This window comes from Massilia arenae, assembly GCF_008014745.1.
Classification (GTDB): Bacteria; Pseudomonadota; Gammaproteobacteria; order Burkholderiales; family Burkholderiaceae_D; genus Telluria; species Telluria arenae.
Genome location: NZ_VPFD01000027.1, coordinates 69,432 through 84,218, shown reverse-complemented (window position 1 = coordinate 84,218; position 14,787 = coordinate 69,432). Strand labels below are relative to the sequence as shown.

Here is a 14,787-nt window from a genome sequence, read left to right as displayed (position 1 = left end):
GGGGTGACTGCGTACCTTTTGTATAATGGGTCAGCGACTTACATTCAGTGGCAAGGTTAACCGAATAGGGGAGCCGTAGAGAAATCGAGTCCGAATAGGGCGACAGTCGCTGGGTGTAGACCCGAAACCAAGTGATCTACCCATGGCCAGGATGAAGGTGCGGTAACACGCCCTGGAGGTCCGAACCCACTAATGTTGAAAAATTAGGGGATGAGCTGTGGGTAGGGGTGAAAGGCTAAACAAACTTGGAAATAGCTGGTTCTCTCCGAAAACTATTTAGGTAGTGCCTCAAGTATCACCATCGGGGGTAGAGCACTGTTATGGCTAGGGGGTCATTGCGACTTACCAACCCATTGCAAACTCCGAATACCGATGAGTGCGAGCTTGGGAGACAGACATCGGGTGCTAACGTCCGGTGTCAAGAGGGAAACAACCCAGACCGCCAGCTAAGGTCCCAAAGATTGGCTAAGTGGAAAACGAAGTGGGAAGGCTAAAACAGTCAGGATGTTGGCTTAGAAGCAGCCACCATTTAAAGAAAGCGTAATAGCTCACTGATCGAGTCGTCCTGCGCGGAAGATGTAACGGGGCTAAGCCAGTCACCGAAGCTGCGGATATATTTCTCGTGATTTATCACTTGATCTATATGGTAGGAGAGCGTTCTGTAAGCCTGCGAAGGTGTCTTGTAAAGGATGCTGGAGGTATCAGAAGTGCGAATGCTGACATGAGTAGCGATAATGCGGGTGAAAAGCCCGCACGCCGTAAGCCCAAGGTTTCCTGTTCAACGTTCATCGGAGCAGGGTGAGTCGGCCCCTAAGGCGAGGCAGAGATGCGTAGCTGATGGGAAGCAGGTTAATATTCCTGCACCGTCGTATGATGCGATGGGGGGACGGATCGCGGAAGGTTGTCTGACTGTTGGAATAGTCAGTTTTTGACTCATANACTCATAGAAGGTACTTAGGCAAATCCGGGTACGTAATTCAAGGGGTTGAGACGAGTCGCCATGTGCGATGAAGCAATCGGAAGTGGTTCCAAGAAAAGCCTCTAAGCTTCAGTCATACGAGACCGTACCGCAAACCGACACAGGTGGGCGAGATGAGTATTCTAAGGCGCTTGAGAGAACTCGGGAGAAGGAACTCGGCAAATTGGTACCGTAACTTCGGGATAAGGTACGCCCTAGTAGTTTGACCACTTTACTGTGGAAGGATGAACGGGTTGCAATAAAATGGTGGCTGCGACTGTTTAATAAAAACACAGCACTCTGCAAACACGAAAGTGGACGTATAGGGTGTGACGCCTGCCCGGTGCTGGAAGATTAAATGATGGGGTGCAAGCTCTTGATTGAAGTCCCAGTAAACGGCGGCCGTAACTATAACGGTCCTAAGGTAGCGAAATTCCTTGTCGGGTAAGTTCCGACCTGCACGAATGGCGTAACGATGGCCACACTGTCTCCTCCCGAGACTCAGCGAAGTTGAAATGTTTGTGATGATGCAATCTACCCGCGGCTAGACGGAAAGACCCCATGAACCTTTACTGTAGCTTTGCATTGGACTTTGAATCAATCTGTGTAGGATAGGTGGGAGGCTTTGAAGTAGGGACGCCAGTCTCTATGGAGCCATCCTTGAAATACCACCCTGGTTCATTTGAGGTTCTAACCTTGGTCCGTTATCCGGATCGGGGACAGTGCATGGTAGGCAGTTTGACTGGGGCGGTCTCCTCCTAAAGTGTAACGGAGGAGTTCGAAGGTACGCTAGGTACGGTCGGACATCGTGCTAATAGTGCAATGGCATAAGCGTGCTTAACTGCGAGACCGACAAGTCGAGCAGGTACGAAAGTAGGACATAGTGATCCGGTGGTTCTGTATGGAAGGGCCATCGCTCAACGGATAAAAGGTACTCTGGGGATAACAGGCTGATTCCTCCCAAGAGTTCATATCGACGGGGGAGTTTGGCACCTCGATGTCGGCTCATCACATCCTGGGGCTGTAGCCGGTCCCAAGGGTATGGCTGTTCGCCATTTAAAGTGGTACGTGAGCTGGGTTTAAAACGTCGTGAGACAGTTTGGTCCCTATCTGCCGTGGGCGTTGGAAATTTGAAGGGGGCTGCTCCTAGTACGAGAGGACCGGAGTGGACGAACCTCTGGTGTACCGGTTGTCACGCCAGTGGCATTGCCGGGTAGCTAAGTTCGGAAGAGATAACCGCTGAAAGCATCTAAGCGGGAAACTTGCCTTGAGATGAGATTTCCCGGAGCCTTGAGCTCCTTGAAGGGTCGTTCGAGACCAGGACGTTGATAGGCTGGGTGTGGAAGTGCAGTAATGCATTAAGCTAACCAGTACTAATTGCCCGTAAGGCTTGTCCCTATAACCTTGGTAGTCAAGGTTGTGACGAGTACAACTGCTTGAATACAAGCTACAACCCAACATTACTTCTTCCAGATTCAGAGCANGGTTGTCACGCCAGTGGCATTGCCGGGTAGCTAAGTTCGGAAGAGATAACCGCTGAAAGCATCTAAGCGGGAAACTTGCCTTGAGATGAGATTTCCCGGAGCCTTGAGCTCCTTGAAGGGTCGTTCGAGACCAGGACGTTGATAGGTCAGGTGTGGAAGTGCAGTAATGCATTAAGCTAACTGATACTAATTGCCCGTAAGGCTTGTCCCTATAACCTTGGTAGTCAAGGTTGTGACGAGTACAGCTTGCTTGAATACAAGCTACAACCCAACATTACTTCTTCCAGATTCAGAGCATGCGCGCACTGTCGCGACTGCTCGTACAAGTCATGCCTGATGACCATAGCAAGTCGGTCCCACCCCTTCCCATCCCGAACAGGACCGTGAAACGACTTTGCGCCGATGATAGTGCTGCAACCAGTGTGNGAGACCAGGACGTTGATAGGTCAGGTGTGGAAGTGCAGTAATGCATTAAGCTAACTGATACTAATTGCCCGTAAGGCTTGTCCCTATAACCTTGGTAGTCAAGGTTGTGACGAGTACAACTCGCTTGAATACAAGCTACAACCCAACATTACTTCTTCCAGATTCAGAGCATGCGCGAACTATCGCGACTGCTCGTACAAGTCATGCCTGATGACCATAGCAAGTCGGTCCCACCCCTTCCCATCCCGAACAGGACCGTGAAACGACTTTGCGCCGATGATAGTGCTGCAACCAGTGTGNTTCGAGACCAGGACGTTGATAGGTCAGGTGTGGAAGTGCAGTAATGCATTAAGCTAACTGATACTAATTGCCCGTAAGGCTTGTCCCTATAACCTTGGTAGTCAAGGTTGTGACGAGTACAACTGCTTGAATACAAGCTACAACCCAACATTACTTCTTCCAGATTCAGAGCAGGCGCGAATTGTCGCGACTGCTCGTACAAGTTATGCCTGATGACCATAGCAAGTCGGTCCCACCCCTTCCCATCCCGAACAGGACCGTGAAACGACTTTGCGCCGATGATAGTGCTGCAACCAGTGTGAAAGTAGGTTATCGTCAGGCTAGTTATATAGAAAAACCCCACCAGGTGATCCTGGTGGGGTTTTTTGCTTTCTGACTCGGAAAATCGTCGTGGATCCACGCAGCTGGATTACTCATCGGACGGTTGAACGCGTGGATGGCAGAGCCATCCACCCTACGGCGCGATCAGGTATCGGATCGGCCTTGGCCAGCGTCGAGTCGTGGGAACGTCAAACACCCCACAAGATATCGGTCTTGTTATCCCGCGCCGAGCGCATCATTTCCAGCAGCGGATACATCCGTGCCGAGAACGTGACCACCTCGATCGGTTGATGTTCATGGTCATCTTCATCGCGATGATGCGCCTGGACATCTTGCGCCACCTGTTCGGTCGCCTGATGCTTGCGGCTCTCTTCGATCTCGGCCTCTAGGCGCGGGATCACTTGTTCCGCTTCTGCTGCGGTGATGACACCGCGTTCCGGTTCCTTGTGCAACAGGTCGAGGATGCGCTTGGCATGCTCCTGGTACATCAAGACCTCTGGGTAGGATCTGCATTTAAAGGTAATCAACATGGCTATCTCTTGGTTTTGTTAGTGTCTAAACGATAGCACGACTGACGCAAGCTCACAGTGCGCGCGCTCGCACAACTCAGGTACGTTTTACCCGCAGGAGCCAGGCGGCCCCAAGCACGACGACCGCCAGCGCACTGCTCCCTACCACCGCCAGCGCGCCCGCATCCGACAAGGGCGTGCGCGTCGCCCCGGCCAGGAACCAGCCCAGCGCTCCCCAGGCCAGGCTGTTAAGTAACTCGAGCATATTCATCACGAAGCCGCCCTTGCCGCGGCCCTTGAAATTGCTGCGCACGCCAGGCCGGCCGCACCAGAACACGATCAACCCGGCGCCCAGCACTGCGCCACATACGGCGAAACAGACGATCAGCCCCGCTGCCGGCGTACGAACAGTCAGCCACAGCAGCGGGACAGCCACCAGCGCCAGCACCGGCATGATGGCTGCAGCCAGCTTGGCGCGCCGCACCGTGCGCTGTGACGCGGGCGACACCAGCAGCAGGTCCGGCGCGTCCTCGGCCGACAAGGCGACCCAGGCCAGCGCGCCGGTCAGCGATCCGCACAGCAGCGTCAGCCCGGCGCCCAGCGCCTGCACCTGCACGTCGGCGCGCTGGAAGACAAGGAAGAACAAGGGCAGCAGGAACAGCAGCTGCAGCAGCACCTGCGACAGCAGATGCGGATCGCGCACGATCAGGCGCCACTCCTTGATGACGACGGTATGGAACAGGCTGCGGCCGAAGCGCAAAGTCAGCGGCGTGGCGCGCGCCGTCCCCGTACGCGCCGCCGATGCCGCCAACTGCAGGCCGTGTGCGAAGAAGCGGTGGGTACGCCGCGCCGTTAGCACGAATATCGCGGCAGCCAGCACCGCCAGCAGCAGCATCGGCAGCGGTTCACCCAGCATGGCGCGCGCCGGCAGCAGCAAAGGGAGATCGCCCACGCCATCCTGGCGCAGCAGCCCGTCCAGCATCTCGCGCACGCGGCCTTGCGTATCCCTGGACGACAGCGCATGCAGCTGGGATGCGATAACCAGCAGGGCGCCAGCCAGCGCCCCGATCACCTGCGCCACCACGCGGGTACGACGTGCACCGAGCACGCGCACCAGGCCGAGCGTGAGCAGCATCGCAAGGCAGCTGCACAGCACCGCGAGCGAGATCACGCCCGGATAGATGCCGAGCCAGCGCCACTGCCCCTGCAGCAGGCCGGCATGGGCGAACGGCGCCAGGAAGAACAGGTACACAGCGGCGGTGCTGGCCGCCACGCCGGCCAGGCGCACGGTAAAAATGCTGTGCGAGGGCAGGGGCGAGGACAGCAGCAGATCGAGGTCGCTGCGCTCGAACAGCACCAGCACGCTCGACTTGATCGCCGACGACAACATGAAGGTCGCGCCGCCCGCCAGCACGGCCGAGATGGCGAGCAGGATGCGCGGATCGTCGCCCGCCAAGCCGACCAGGTCGCGCACGGCCACCCATGCCAGCAGGTGCAGGGCGGCCCAGCCGACCAGCGCCAAGCCGATCGCCGCATTGCCCGGCCGCCGCTTGCCGCCGCCTTCCTTGCCGCCCGAGGCATTAAACCAGGCCAGCCGCAGCTCGTGCCGCAGCAGCCAGCCGACGCTGCCCGGCGCGGTCATCATGGCGCGGCCGTGAGCTGCAGGAACACGTCTTCCAGACTGCCGCCCCGGGTGCGGGCGCGCAGTTCGTCCAGCGTGCCTTCGGCGATCAGGCGGCCCTGGCGGATGATTCCGATGCGCTGCGCCAGCCGCTCCGCCACTTCGAGGATGTGCGTGGTCAGGATCACCGTGCCGCCCTTGGCGACGTGGGCCAGCAGCAGGTCTTTCACCTGGCGCGCCGCGACCGCATCCAGGCCGGTGAGCGGTTCGTCGAGGATTAATAATTCTGGTTCGTGGATCAGGGCCCCGGCCAGGGCCAGCTTCTGCTTCATCCCGCGCGAGAATCCTTCGGTCAGCTCGTGCGCATGCCGGCTCAGGTCGAGCCAGTCGAGCAGTTCACGCGCGCGCGGTTCGGCATCTTGCGCGCGCACGCCCCACAGCCCGGCCACGAATTCCAGGTACTCGAAGGGCTTGAGCTTCCCGTACAACATCGGCTCGTCCGGCAGGTAGGCCATCCTGGCCTTGGCCGCCGCCGGTGCGCTGGCCAGGTCGATGCCGAGCACCTCGATGCTGCCGGCGTCCGGCGCCAGCAGGCCGCTGACCAGCCGCAGCGTGGTGGTCTTGCCGGCGCCGTTGGGGCCGAGGAGGGCATAGAACTCGCCGCGCCGCACGACCAGGTCGAGGCCATCGACGGCGGGGCGGCCGAAATCCTTGCGCAGGCCGGCCAGGCGCAGGGCGGGTGGATGTTCAATCATGACGGTCTCACTGGGGCGCGAACGAGGACAGGAACTGGTCGACCTGCTCGGGCGGCGCCGCGTTCGCCGGTCCGAGCACGATGACCTGGTAGAAGCGCTCGCCGCGCGCCTCGAAGCGGCCATGCAGGTGCATCGGCTTGCCGTTGGCGGCGCCCGTCGCCTCCACGCGCAGGCCGTCCTGTACCGCTGGCGCCGCATCGTCAGCGGCGCCGATATTGCGCAGCAGGGCCTGGCGCATCGCCGGCAGCGCGGCGCGTGCGTGGGCGGCGTCCGGCGCCGTGGCGGCGCCGACGGCGAAGGTGGCGCCGTCGATTTCGGCCGCCGTCATGGTCATCTGCACCCGCAGGCCGTCCAGGTCCACCGCGCGCGTGAAGGTGGCCGGCTTGGCCGGGAACAGGATCTTGTAGTGGCCCTCCTGGCTCGTGTGTTCGCGCCAGTTATAGGTGGGATTGCAGGCGGCCAGGAGGCTTGCCGCCAGCAGGGCCGGGACGAGGATGCGCAAGCGCATTCGGAGCGGATTGGTTGGTCGCATTGTCGGGTGCATAGCGCGATAGTAGCAGCAGTGTCTATCTCCTTTGCCGTTTTTTGGGGGAGGGCGGCAACGGTATTCTTTGGACATGGCGGCATGGCCAGATGTCCTGAATCGTGGGGTTTACGTCCGCTCCAGGCGGGCCAGTTCTGCGACCATTCGCCAAACAAACCAAGTCCAGGGGGATGGCATGAAGGTCAACGGAAAGAACCATGAGGTGGACGTCGACGGCGACACGCCGGTGTTGTGGGTGCTGCGCGACGTGCTGGGCATGACGGGGACGAAATTCGGCTGCGGCATGGGCTTGTGCGGCGCCTGCACGGTACACGTGGATGGCGTGCCGACCCGCTCCTGCCTCACCAGCGTCGAGGCGGTGGGCAGGGCCGACGTCGCGACCATCGAGACGCTCGGCGCCTCGCGCATCGGCGCCGCGCTGCAGAAGGCCTGGCTCGACCAGGAGGTGGTCCAGTGCGGCTACTGTCAATCGGGCCAGCTGATGTCGGCCGCGGCCCTGCTCAAGTCCAACGCCAAGCCCACCGACGAAGACATCGACGCCGCCATGAGCGGCAATATCTGCCGCTGCGGCACCTATCCGCGCATCCGCGCCGGCATCAAGGCCGCCGCGCTCACGCTGGCAGGAGGCCGCCATGCGTAACGATCTGCCCAACCTGCCGCGCCGCGCTTTCCTGGTGGCCGGCGCCGCCGCCGGTGGCGGCCTGCTGCTGGGCGTCGTCCTCGATGGCGCCAGCCATCCGGCGATGGCCGCGACCGCCCGCACGTTCGAGCCGAACGCCTTCGTGCTGATCGGCGCCGATGGCCTGGTCACCATCACCATGCCCTATATCGAGATGGGCCAGGGCACCTATACCTCGATCCCGATGCTGGTGGCCGAAGAGCTCGAGGTGGGCCTGGACCAGGTGCGGGTCAGGCACGCCGGCGCCGACGACAAGCTGTATGGCAACCCGTTGCTTGGCCTGCAGATCACGGGCGGCTCGACGTCCATGCGCGCCGCCTGGCTGCCGATGCGCCAGGCCGGCGCCGCCGCGCGCATGATGCTGGTGCAGGCCGCGGCCAGCCAGTGGAAGGTCAGCCCGTCCGAGTGCCAGGCCCGCAACGGTGAAGTCGTGCACCGCCCCAGCGGCCGGCGCCTGAAGTATGGCGCCCTGGCGGCGCAGGCGGCCGCCTTGCCGGTCCCGGCGCCGGCCGACGTCAAGCTCAAGGAGGCCGACTTCGTCCTGATCGGCAAGCCGGGCAAGCGCCTCGACACCCCTCTGAAGGTCAACGGCAGCGCCAAATACGGCATCGACGCGATGGTGCCGGGCATGAAATTCGCAGCGCTGGCGCAGTCGCCCGCCTTTGGCGGCAGCCTCAAAAGCGTCGACGAGCGCAAGGCGCTGGCGGTGAAGGGCGTGCGCCAGGTGGTCAAGCTCGACGACTGCCTGGCCGTGATCGCCGACCACACCGGCGCCGCGCGCAAGGGACTGGCGGCGCTGGAGATCGTCTGGGACGACGGCCCCAACGCCAGGGTCGACAGCGCGGCCTTGTCGACCGCGCTGGCCAGGGCGTCCGAAGGTCCGGCGGCGAAGGTGCGGCAGGAGGGCGAGCCGGCCAAAGCGGGCGGCAAGCGCATCGCGGCCATGTACGAGCAGCCCTACCTGATCCACGCCGCCATGGAGCCGCTCAACTGCACCGTGCACGTGAAGGACGGCAGTTGCGAGCTGTGGCTCGGCACCCAGGTGATGACCCTCAGCCGGGCGGCGGCGGCCAAGGCGGCGGGGCTCGAACCGGACCAAGTGACGGTGCACAACCACTACCTGGGCGGTGGCTTCGGCCGCCGCCTGGAGGTCGACATGGTCACGCGCGCGGTGCAGATCGCACGCCACGTGAAGGGCCCGGTGAAGGTCACCTGGAGCCGCGAGGAAGATACCCAGCACGACATCTACCGCGGGGGCTTTTACGACCGGATCGAGGCGCGCGTCGACGGCGAGGGTATGCCGCTGGCCTGGAGCCACCGCATCACCGGCCCGTCGACCATCAAGCGCTTCTTCCCGACCGGCTACGTCAACGGCTTCGACGAAGAGGTGGTCGAGGGCGCCATGCATCCGCCCTATGTCTTCCCCAGCATGCTGGTCGAGTACGTGAACCACGAGCCGCCGGTGCCGACCGGCTTCTGGCGCGGCGTGGGTCCGGCGCACAACCTGTTCGTGGTCGAGAGCTTCATCGACGAGCTGGCGGCCGCCGCCGGCAAGGATCCGGTCGCCTATCGCAGCGCGCTCGTGAAGGACAATCCGCGTGCGCTGGCGGTGCTGCGCCTGGCCGCCGACAAGGCCGGCTGGGGCAAGCCGCTTCCAGAAGGGCAGGGCCGCGGCGTCTCGCTGCAGCACGTGTTCGGCACCTATCTGGCGCTGGTGACCGACGTCGCGGTGAGCAAGGAAGGCGAGGTGGCGGTCAAGCGCGTGGTCGCGGCGGTCGATACCGGCGTCGCGATCAACCCGGACACCATCCGTGCCCAGCTCGAGAGCGGCATCAACTTCGGCATCTCGGCCGCGCTGTGGGGCAAGGCGACCGTGGCGGGAGGCCGCATCCAGCAGTCGAACTTCCACGACGTGCGGGTCTTGCGCATCAACGAGGCGCCCGCGATCGAGACCCATATCGTGGCCAGCCGCGAAGCGCCGGGCGGCATCGGCGAGCCGGGCACCGCCGCGCTGTTCCCGTCGCTCGCCAATGCCGTGTTCGCGGCCACCGGCAAGCGCGTGCGCACGCTGCCGATCGGGCCCGAGCAGCTGCAGGAAGCGTGAGTAACCACCTGAGCACCGCCTGAGCCCAGCCGCAACGGGACGGTCGCGCCGGGCGGGCCAGTCTCCTTCGAAAGATGGAGGACTTCGGCCCGCCCGGCGCTTCTTGGCGTATTATTTTCCTTGTTGCGCATTCTAGGACCATCATGAAACGCAGAATCGGATTCCTGTTCCCGCCCGGCTTCCAGGCGCTCGACCTCATGGCCACCACAGTATTCGAGATCGCCAACGGTCTCGACGGCGGGCCTTTCTATGACATGACCATGCTGTCGGAGCACGGCGGCGTGCTCGCCAGCTCGTCCGGCGTCGGCGTGTTCACCGAAGCCTTCGACCGGCGCGACTACGACACCCTGATCGTGGCCGGCATCATGACCCCGGTGGGCTTCAAGTCGAGCGCGCCCTTCCTGGGCTTCCTGCGCGAAGCCAGCGATGCCTCGCGCCGCACCGCCAGCATCTGCACCGGCGCCTTCATCCTGGCCGAGGCCGGCCTGATCGACGGCCGCCGCGCGACCACCCACTGGGCGCTGGCGCGCGACCTGCAGCGCGCCTATCCGAAGTCGCGCATCGAGGAAGACCGCATCTACATCAACGACGGCCGCGTGTGGACCTCGGCCGGCATGACCGCCTGCATCGACCTGTGCCTGGCGATGGTGGAAGAAGATCTTGGCAAGGACGCGTCGAAGCACATCGCGCGCCAGATGGTGGTTTACCACCGCCGCAGCGGCGGCCAGTCGCAGTTCTCGGCCCTGCTCGAGCTGGAGCCGAAATCGGACCGCATCCAGCAGGCCCTCACCTACGCCAAGAGCCACCTGCGGCGGCCGCTGTCGGTCGACGAGCTGGCCGAAGCGGCCAACCTGAGCACGCGCCAGTTCAGCCGCAGCTTCCGCCTCGAGACCGGGCAATCGCCGGCGCGCGCGATCGAGGTGCTGCGGGTCGAGGCGGCGCGCGCCATGATCGAGACCAGCAACCACTCGATCGACGTGGTCGCGCGCGAGACCGGCTTCGCCGACCCCGAGCGCATGCGGCGCGCCTTCCTGCGCGCCTTCGGCCAGCCACCGCAGGCGATCAAGCGCGCGGCGCGCGAGCAGGCGTTGGCCTAGCAGTCTGCCCGGCCGTCACGGCTGTCCGTAATCGAGGGATCCCCGTCCCACGACGCGGCGATGCTTCTGCAAAGATGTCTTATCGCGCCAATGGCGCAGACATCGCAGGAGCACGCATGGACCATCCACAGCGCCCACTACCGACGGCCACACTTTATCTGCTGGCGCTGGGCATGTTCGCCATCGGCACCGAAAGCTTCATGATCGCCGGCCTGCTGCCGGGCATCGCCAGCGACCTGGGCGTCGGCGAGGCCTCGGCCGGCCAACTGGTGACGGCGTTCGCCCTGACCTATGCGCTGGGTGGTCCGGTGCTGGCGATCGTCACCGCCAACCTGCCACGCCGCGCGCTGCTGGTGATTGCGATGGCGGCATTCGCGCTCGGGAACGCGCTGGCCTGGGCCAGTCACGGCTACGCAGGCCTGATGAGCGCGCGCATCCTGCTGGCGCTGACGGCCGGCCTGTATGCGCCGGCCGCAATGGCGCTGGCCGGCACGCTGGCCGCGCCGGAACAGCGAGGGCGTGCACTGGCCATGGTGAGCGGCGGGATGACGGTGGCGATCGTGCTCGGCGTGCCGCTCGGTACGCTGCTCGGCAATGCCATGAGCTGGCGCGCGACCTTCGGCGCCGTGGCGCTGCTGTCGCTGGCGGCGACGGCCGGGCTGGCCATTGGGCTGCCGCGGTTCCTCGGCGCGGGCACGGCGCCGCCCGACCTGCGCGCGCGCATTGAAGCGGCGCGCCTGCCCGGTGTGCTGCCAACCCTGCTGGTGACGCTGGCCTGGGGTACCGGGACCTACGCCACCTTGACCTATCTTGCTCCCTACCTGGAACAGGTGAGCCATCTGCCGCCCGAGCGCATGAGCGCCGTCATGCTGCTGTGGGGCGTCTCGGCCGCGATCGGCCTGGCCCTGGGCGGACGCGCCAGCGATCGCTTCGGCGCGCGGCGGGTGGTGCTGTTCTCGCTGGCGCTGCTGGCGCTGTCCTTCGCCTACCTCGGCATGCTGGCCGGGCTCGGCCACTGGGGCATGGCGGCGGTGGCGCCCGGCATCGTCATGTGGGGCATGAGCACCTGGGGTTTCTTTCCCGCCCAGCAGAGCAGCCTGGTGGCGCGCAGCGGCGTGGGCCTGGCGCCGGTGGTGCTGTCGCTGAACGCATCGGTGCAGTACGCCGGCTTCGCGCTGGGCGCCATGCTCGGCGGCCTGGCCGTGGTGCGCTGGTCGGCCGGGCAGGTGGGCTGGGTCGGCAGCGGCTTCGAAGTGCTCGCCCTGCTGCTGGCGCTGGCCGCCGGCGGCCGCGCGGTTGCGCGCAAGTGACTTCAGTCGTCACGCAGCGCGCGCCGATACCCGATCGCCTCTGCCACCTGCTTCGACCGCACCTCGTCCACGTCCGCCAGGTCGGCGATCGTGCGCGCCACCTTGAGCACGCGGTGGTAGGCCCGCGCCGACCAGTGCAGGTGCCGGGCCGCGTCGTGCAGCAGCCGGCGCCCGGCCTCGTCCGGCGCGCAATGGCGGTCGATCTCGCCCGGCCCCAGCTGGCTATTGGGCCGTCCCTGGCGCGCGAGCTGGCGCGCATGGGCCCGCGCCACCCGCTGCGCGATCACGGCGCTCGGCTCGCCGTCGGCTTGCGCGCCCATGCCGTCGGGCGCCATGGCCGCCACCGGCAGCTGGATGTCGATGCGGTCGAGCAGCGGCCCCGATATGCGTCCCTGATAGCGCAGCACGGCGTCCGGCGTGCAGCGGCACTTGCCGCTGGCATGGCCCAGCCAGCCGCAGGGACAGGGATTCATCGCCGCGATCAGCTGGAAGCGCGCCGGGAAGTCGGCCTGGTGGGCCGCGCGCGAGATCGTGATCGATCCCGATTCCAGCGGCTCACGCAGCACTTCCAGTACGCGGCGCTCGAACTCGGGCAGCTCGTCGAGGAACAGCACCCCGTGATGGGCCAGCGATACTTCTCCCGGCCGCGGCAGGTTGCCGCCGCCGACCAGGGCCACGCCGGACGTCGTGTGGTGCGGACTGCGAAATGGCCGCTGGCGCCAGCGTTCGGGCGCGAAGCCGCCGGCCAGCGACTGCACGGCGGCCGATTCGAGCGCCTCGCCCTCGCTCATCGGCGGCAGCAGGCCTGGCAGGCGCGCCGCCAGCATGCTCTTGCCGGCGCCTGGCGGGCCGACCAGCAGGACGGAGTGCGCCCCGGCCGCCGCCACCTCGAGCGCGCGCTTGGCATGCTGCTGGCCCTTGACCTCGGCGAAGTCGGGGTAACGCGGCGCATGCGACATGCCGGGGCCATGATGGCGCGCCAGCTTCGGCGCGTCGGGCGCGTTGGCGAAGTGGGCGCAGACTTCGAGCAGGGTACGCGCGGGAAGGATCGCGGCCGCCTCGACCAGCGCCGCTTCGTCGGCATTGGCCAGCGGCAGGATGAAGGCGCGCATCTCATCGTCTCCGTCACGCGCCATCGCGAATGCCATCGCCAGCGCGCCGCGTACCGGCCGCAACTCTCCCGACAGCGACAGCTCGCCCGCGAATTCGTAGCGGTGCAGCGCATCGTCGCGAATCTGGCGCGAGGCGGCAAGGATGCCCAGCGCGATGGGCAGGTCGAAGCGGCCGGACTCTTTCGGCAGGTCGGCCGGCGCCAGGTTGATCGTGATGCGGCGCGCCGGGAGGTCGAAGCCGGAATTCTGCAGCGCCGCGCGCACGCGGTCTTTCGCTTCGCGTACCTCGGTATCTGGCAGGCCGACGATCGCGATGCCGGGGAGACCATTGGCCAAGTGGACTTCGACATTGACTGCGGGCGCTTCCATGCCGGCCAGGGCACGGCTTCTGAGGACGGCCAGACTCATAGTATTCCTTCCGCATGAACGCTGGGAAGGCCCTATCGTACGGCGCGCGCGGCGCCATCTGTTGCGTGCGGACAGGCCTGAGTATTCGAACTGCATGACGTACGCATATGCCCCCGAATTCGTCGTCCATTCCGGCTTTTCTACCGCCTGTCACAAAAACCTGACAGTGGAATCTACTAACGCTACATTATCTGCAAGGAAATATCCGTCACCATTCACAGGCCAGGAGTCACCGCCGATGTTATCGATCAAGCAGCTCAACAAGACGTATGCCAACGGCGTCAAAGCCATCAACGATGTCAGCCTCGAGATCCCGAACGGCATGTTCGGCCTGCTCGGCCCGAACGGCGCCGGCAAGTCCTCCTTGATGCGCACCATCGCCACCCTGCAGGACCCGGACAGCGGCAGCATCCACTTCCACGGCCTCGACGTCTTGACCGATAAGGAGAGCCTGCGCCGCCAGCTCGGCTACCTGCCGCAGGACTTCGGCGTCTATCCGAAGGTCAGCGCCGAAAAGCTGCTGAACCACTTCGCGGTCCTGAAAGGCCTGACCGCCAAGGGTGAACGCAAGGAGATCGTCGAAGCCCTGCTGCACCAGACCAATCTGTGGGAAGCGAGGAAGCGCGGCCTGGGCACATACTCGGGCGGCATGCGCCAGCGCTTCGGCATCGCCCAGGCGCTGCTCGGCGCACCGCGCCTGGTGATCGTCGACGAGCCGACCGCCGGCCTCGATCCCGATGAGCGCAACCGCTTCCTGAACCTGCTGGCCAAGATCGGCGAGCAGGTGGTCGTCATCCTGTCGACCCACATCGTCGAGGACGTGACCGACCTGTGCCCGCGCATGGCCATGATCGCCAAGGGCACGGTGCTGCTGCAGGGCGAGCCGCAGGCCGCGATCGACACCCTGAAAAGCCGCGTGTGGCGCCGCACCGTCAGCCAGGAAGCCCTGCCCGAATACCAGGAGCGCTTCAACGTGCTGTCCACCCGCCTGGTGGCGGGCCGGCCGCAGATCAATGTGTATGCCGAGTCGCAGCCGGACGATGGTTTCGTGAGCGTCGAGCCGGACCTGGAAGACGTCTATTTCCTGCAGATCCGCAATGCCGGCCGCGCGGCCGGCCAGGCGGCGTCCGCCCAGGCAGCGCCGGTGACTGCGTAAGGA

The 14,787-nt window shown here is 64.4% G+C and carries 10 protein-coding genes and 4 rRNA genes; 9 read left to right on the top strand and 5 right to left on the bottom strand.

The window, feature by feature from the left end:
- The 4 genes from FVD38_RS21255 to rrf (FVD38_RS21240) form a co-directional block, all read left to right on the top strand.
- Window positions 1–2,356, top strand: a 23S ribosomal RNA gene (locus tag FVD38_RS21255); the annotation flags it as partial.
- Window positions 2,357–2,774: 418 nt separating this feature from the next.
- Window positions 2,775–2,889: ribosomal RNA gene (rrf, locus tag FVD38_RS21250) — 5S ribosomal RNA — on the top strand.
- Window positions 2,890–3,074: 185 nt separating this feature from the next.
- Window positions 3,075–3,192, top strand: a 5S ribosomal RNA gene (rrf, locus tag FVD38_RS21245).
- Between the two features lie 184 nt (window positions 3,193–3,376).
- Window positions 3,377–3,489 (top strand): 5S ribosomal RNA (gene rrf, locus FVD38_RS21240).
- Between the two features lie 188 nt (window positions 3,490–3,677).
- On the opposite strand, the gene FVD38_RS21235 is transcribed toward rrf (FVD38_RS21240), so the two are convergent.
- The 4 genes from FVD38_RS21235 to FVD38_RS21220 form a co-directional block, all read right to left on the bottom strand.
- Entirely contained in the window at window positions 3,678–4,019 is a 342-nt protein-coding gene (locus FVD38_RS21235; protein ID WP_147936622.1) for a DUF1840 domain-containing protein, read from the bottom strand.
- A gap of 76 nt (window positions 4,020–4,095) precedes the next feature.
- A complete protein-coding gene (locus FVD38_RS21230; protein WP_147936621.1) occupies window positions 4,096–5,643 on the bottom strand; it encodes a putative ABC transporter permease subunit in 1,548 nt (515 codons plus the stop codon).
- Entirely contained in the window at window positions 5,640–6,374 is a 735-nt protein-coding gene (locus FVD38_RS21225; RefSeq protein WP_147936620.1) for an ABC transporter ATP-binding protein, read from the bottom strand. Before FVD38_RS21225 ends, FVD38_RS21230 begins: the two co-directional genes overlap by 4 nt.
- A 7-nt stretch (window positions 6,375–6,381) precedes the next feature.
- Window positions 6,382–6,882 (bottom strand): hypothetical protein, encoded by a 501-nt coding sequence (locus tag FVD38_RS21220; protein ID WP_187271666.1) that lies wholly within the window; start codon window positions 6,880–6,882, stop codon window positions 6,382–6,384.
- A 211-nt stretch (window positions 6,883–7,093) separates the two neighbouring features.
- On the opposite strand from FVD38_RS21220, the gene FVD38_RS21215 reads away from it, so the two are divergent.
- The 4 genes from FVD38_RS21215 to FVD38_RS21200 all read left to right on the top strand — a co-directional run bounded on the left by FVD38_RS21215 (window position 7,094) and on the right by FVD38_RS21200 (window position 12,108).
- A complete protein-coding gene (locus FVD38_RS21215; RefSeq protein ID WP_147936618.1) occupies window positions 7,094–7,558 on the top strand; it encodes a (2Fe-2S)-binding protein in 465 nt (154 codons plus the stop codon).
- The gene (locus tag FVD38_RS21210) at window positions 7,551–9,701 is read left to right on the top strand and encodes a xanthine dehydrogenase family protein molybdopterin-binding subunit (protein ID WP_147936617.1); all 2,151 of its coding nucleotides are present in this window, start codon (window positions 7,551–7,553) and stop codon (window positions 9,699–9,701) included. The genes FVD38_RS21215 and FVD38_RS21210 overlap by 8 nt, the downstream gene beginning before the upstream one ends.
- A gap of 143 nt (window positions 9,702–9,844) precedes the next feature.
- Complete coding sequence (locus tag FVD38_RS21205; RefSeq protein ID WP_123070498.1) at window positions 9,845–10,798, top strand: GlxA family transcriptional regulator; 954 nt, start codon at window positions 9,845–9,847, stop codon at window positions 10,796–10,798.
- Window positions 10,799–10,914: 116 nt separating this feature from the next.
- A complete protein-coding gene (locus FVD38_RS21200) occupies window positions 10,915–12,108 on the top strand; it encodes an MFS transporter (RefSeq protein ID WP_147936616.1) in 1,194 nt (397 codons plus the stop codon).
- Between the two features lie 2 nt (window positions 12,109–12,110).
- Here FVD38_RS21200 and FVD38_RS21195 read toward each other — a convergent pair whose 3' ends face one another.
- The gene (locus FVD38_RS21195; RefSeq protein WP_147936615.1) at window positions 12,111–13,628 is read right to left on the bottom strand and encodes a YifB family Mg chelatase-like AAA ATPase; all 1,518 of its coding nucleotides are present in this window, start codon (window positions 13,626–13,628) and stop codon (window positions 12,111–12,113) included.
- 238 nt (window positions 13,629–13,866) lie between these two features.
- On the opposite strand from FVD38_RS21195, the gene FVD38_RS21190 reads away from it, so the two are divergent.
- Window positions 13,867–14,784 carry an ABC transporter ATP-binding protein gene (locus FVD38_RS21190; RefSeq protein WP_147936614.1) on the top strand — a complete coding sequence of 306 codons (918 nt, stop codon included), beginning with the start codon at window positions 13,867–13,869 and terminating at the stop codon, window positions 14,782–14,784.
- Window positions 14,785–14,787 lie beyond the last annotated feature (3 nt).

Bases quoted from the DNA above. Each gene is read 5' to 3' on its own strand.
- FVD38_RS21235 (WP_147936622.1), bottom strand. From the start codon at position 4,019: ATGTTGATTACCTTTAAATGCAGATCCTACCCAGAGGTCTTGATGTAC.
- FVD38_RS21230 (WP_147936621.1), bottom strand. From the start codon at position 5,643: ATGATGACCGCGCCGGGCAGCGTCGGCTGGCTGCTGCGGCACGAGCTG.
- FVD38_RS21225 (WP_147936620.1), bottom strand. From the start codon at position 6,374: ATGATTGAACATCCACCCGCCCTGCGCCTGGCCGGCCTGCGCAAGGAT.
- FVD38_RS21220 (WP_187271666.1), bottom strand. From the start codon at position 6,882: ATGCGCTTGCGCATCCTCGTCCCGGCCCTGCTGGCGGCAAGCCTCCTG.
- FVD38_RS21215 (WP_147936618.1), top strand. From the start codon at position 7,094: ATGAAGGTCAACGGAAAGAACCATGAGGTGGACGTCGACGGCGACACG.
- FVD38_RS21210 (WP_147936617.1), top strand. From the start codon at position 7,551: ATGCGTAACGATCTGCCCAACCTGCCGCGCCGCGCTTTCCTGGTGGCC.
- FVD38_RS21205 (WP_123070498.1), top strand. From the start codon at position 9,845: ATGAAACGCAGAATCGGATTCCTGTTCCCGCCCGGCTTCCAGGCGCTC.
- FVD38_RS21200 (WP_147936616.1), top strand. From the start codon at position 10,915: ATGGACCATCCACAGCGCCCACTACCGACGGCCACACTTTATCTGCTG.
- FVD38_RS21195 (WP_147936615.1), bottom strand. From the start codon at position 13,628: ATGAGTCTGGCCGTCCTCAGAAGCCGTGCCCTGGCCGGCATGGAAGCG.
- FVD38_RS21190 (WP_147936614.1), top strand. From the start codon at position 13,867: ATGTTATCGATCAAGCAGCTCAACAAGACGTATGCCAACGGCGTCAAA.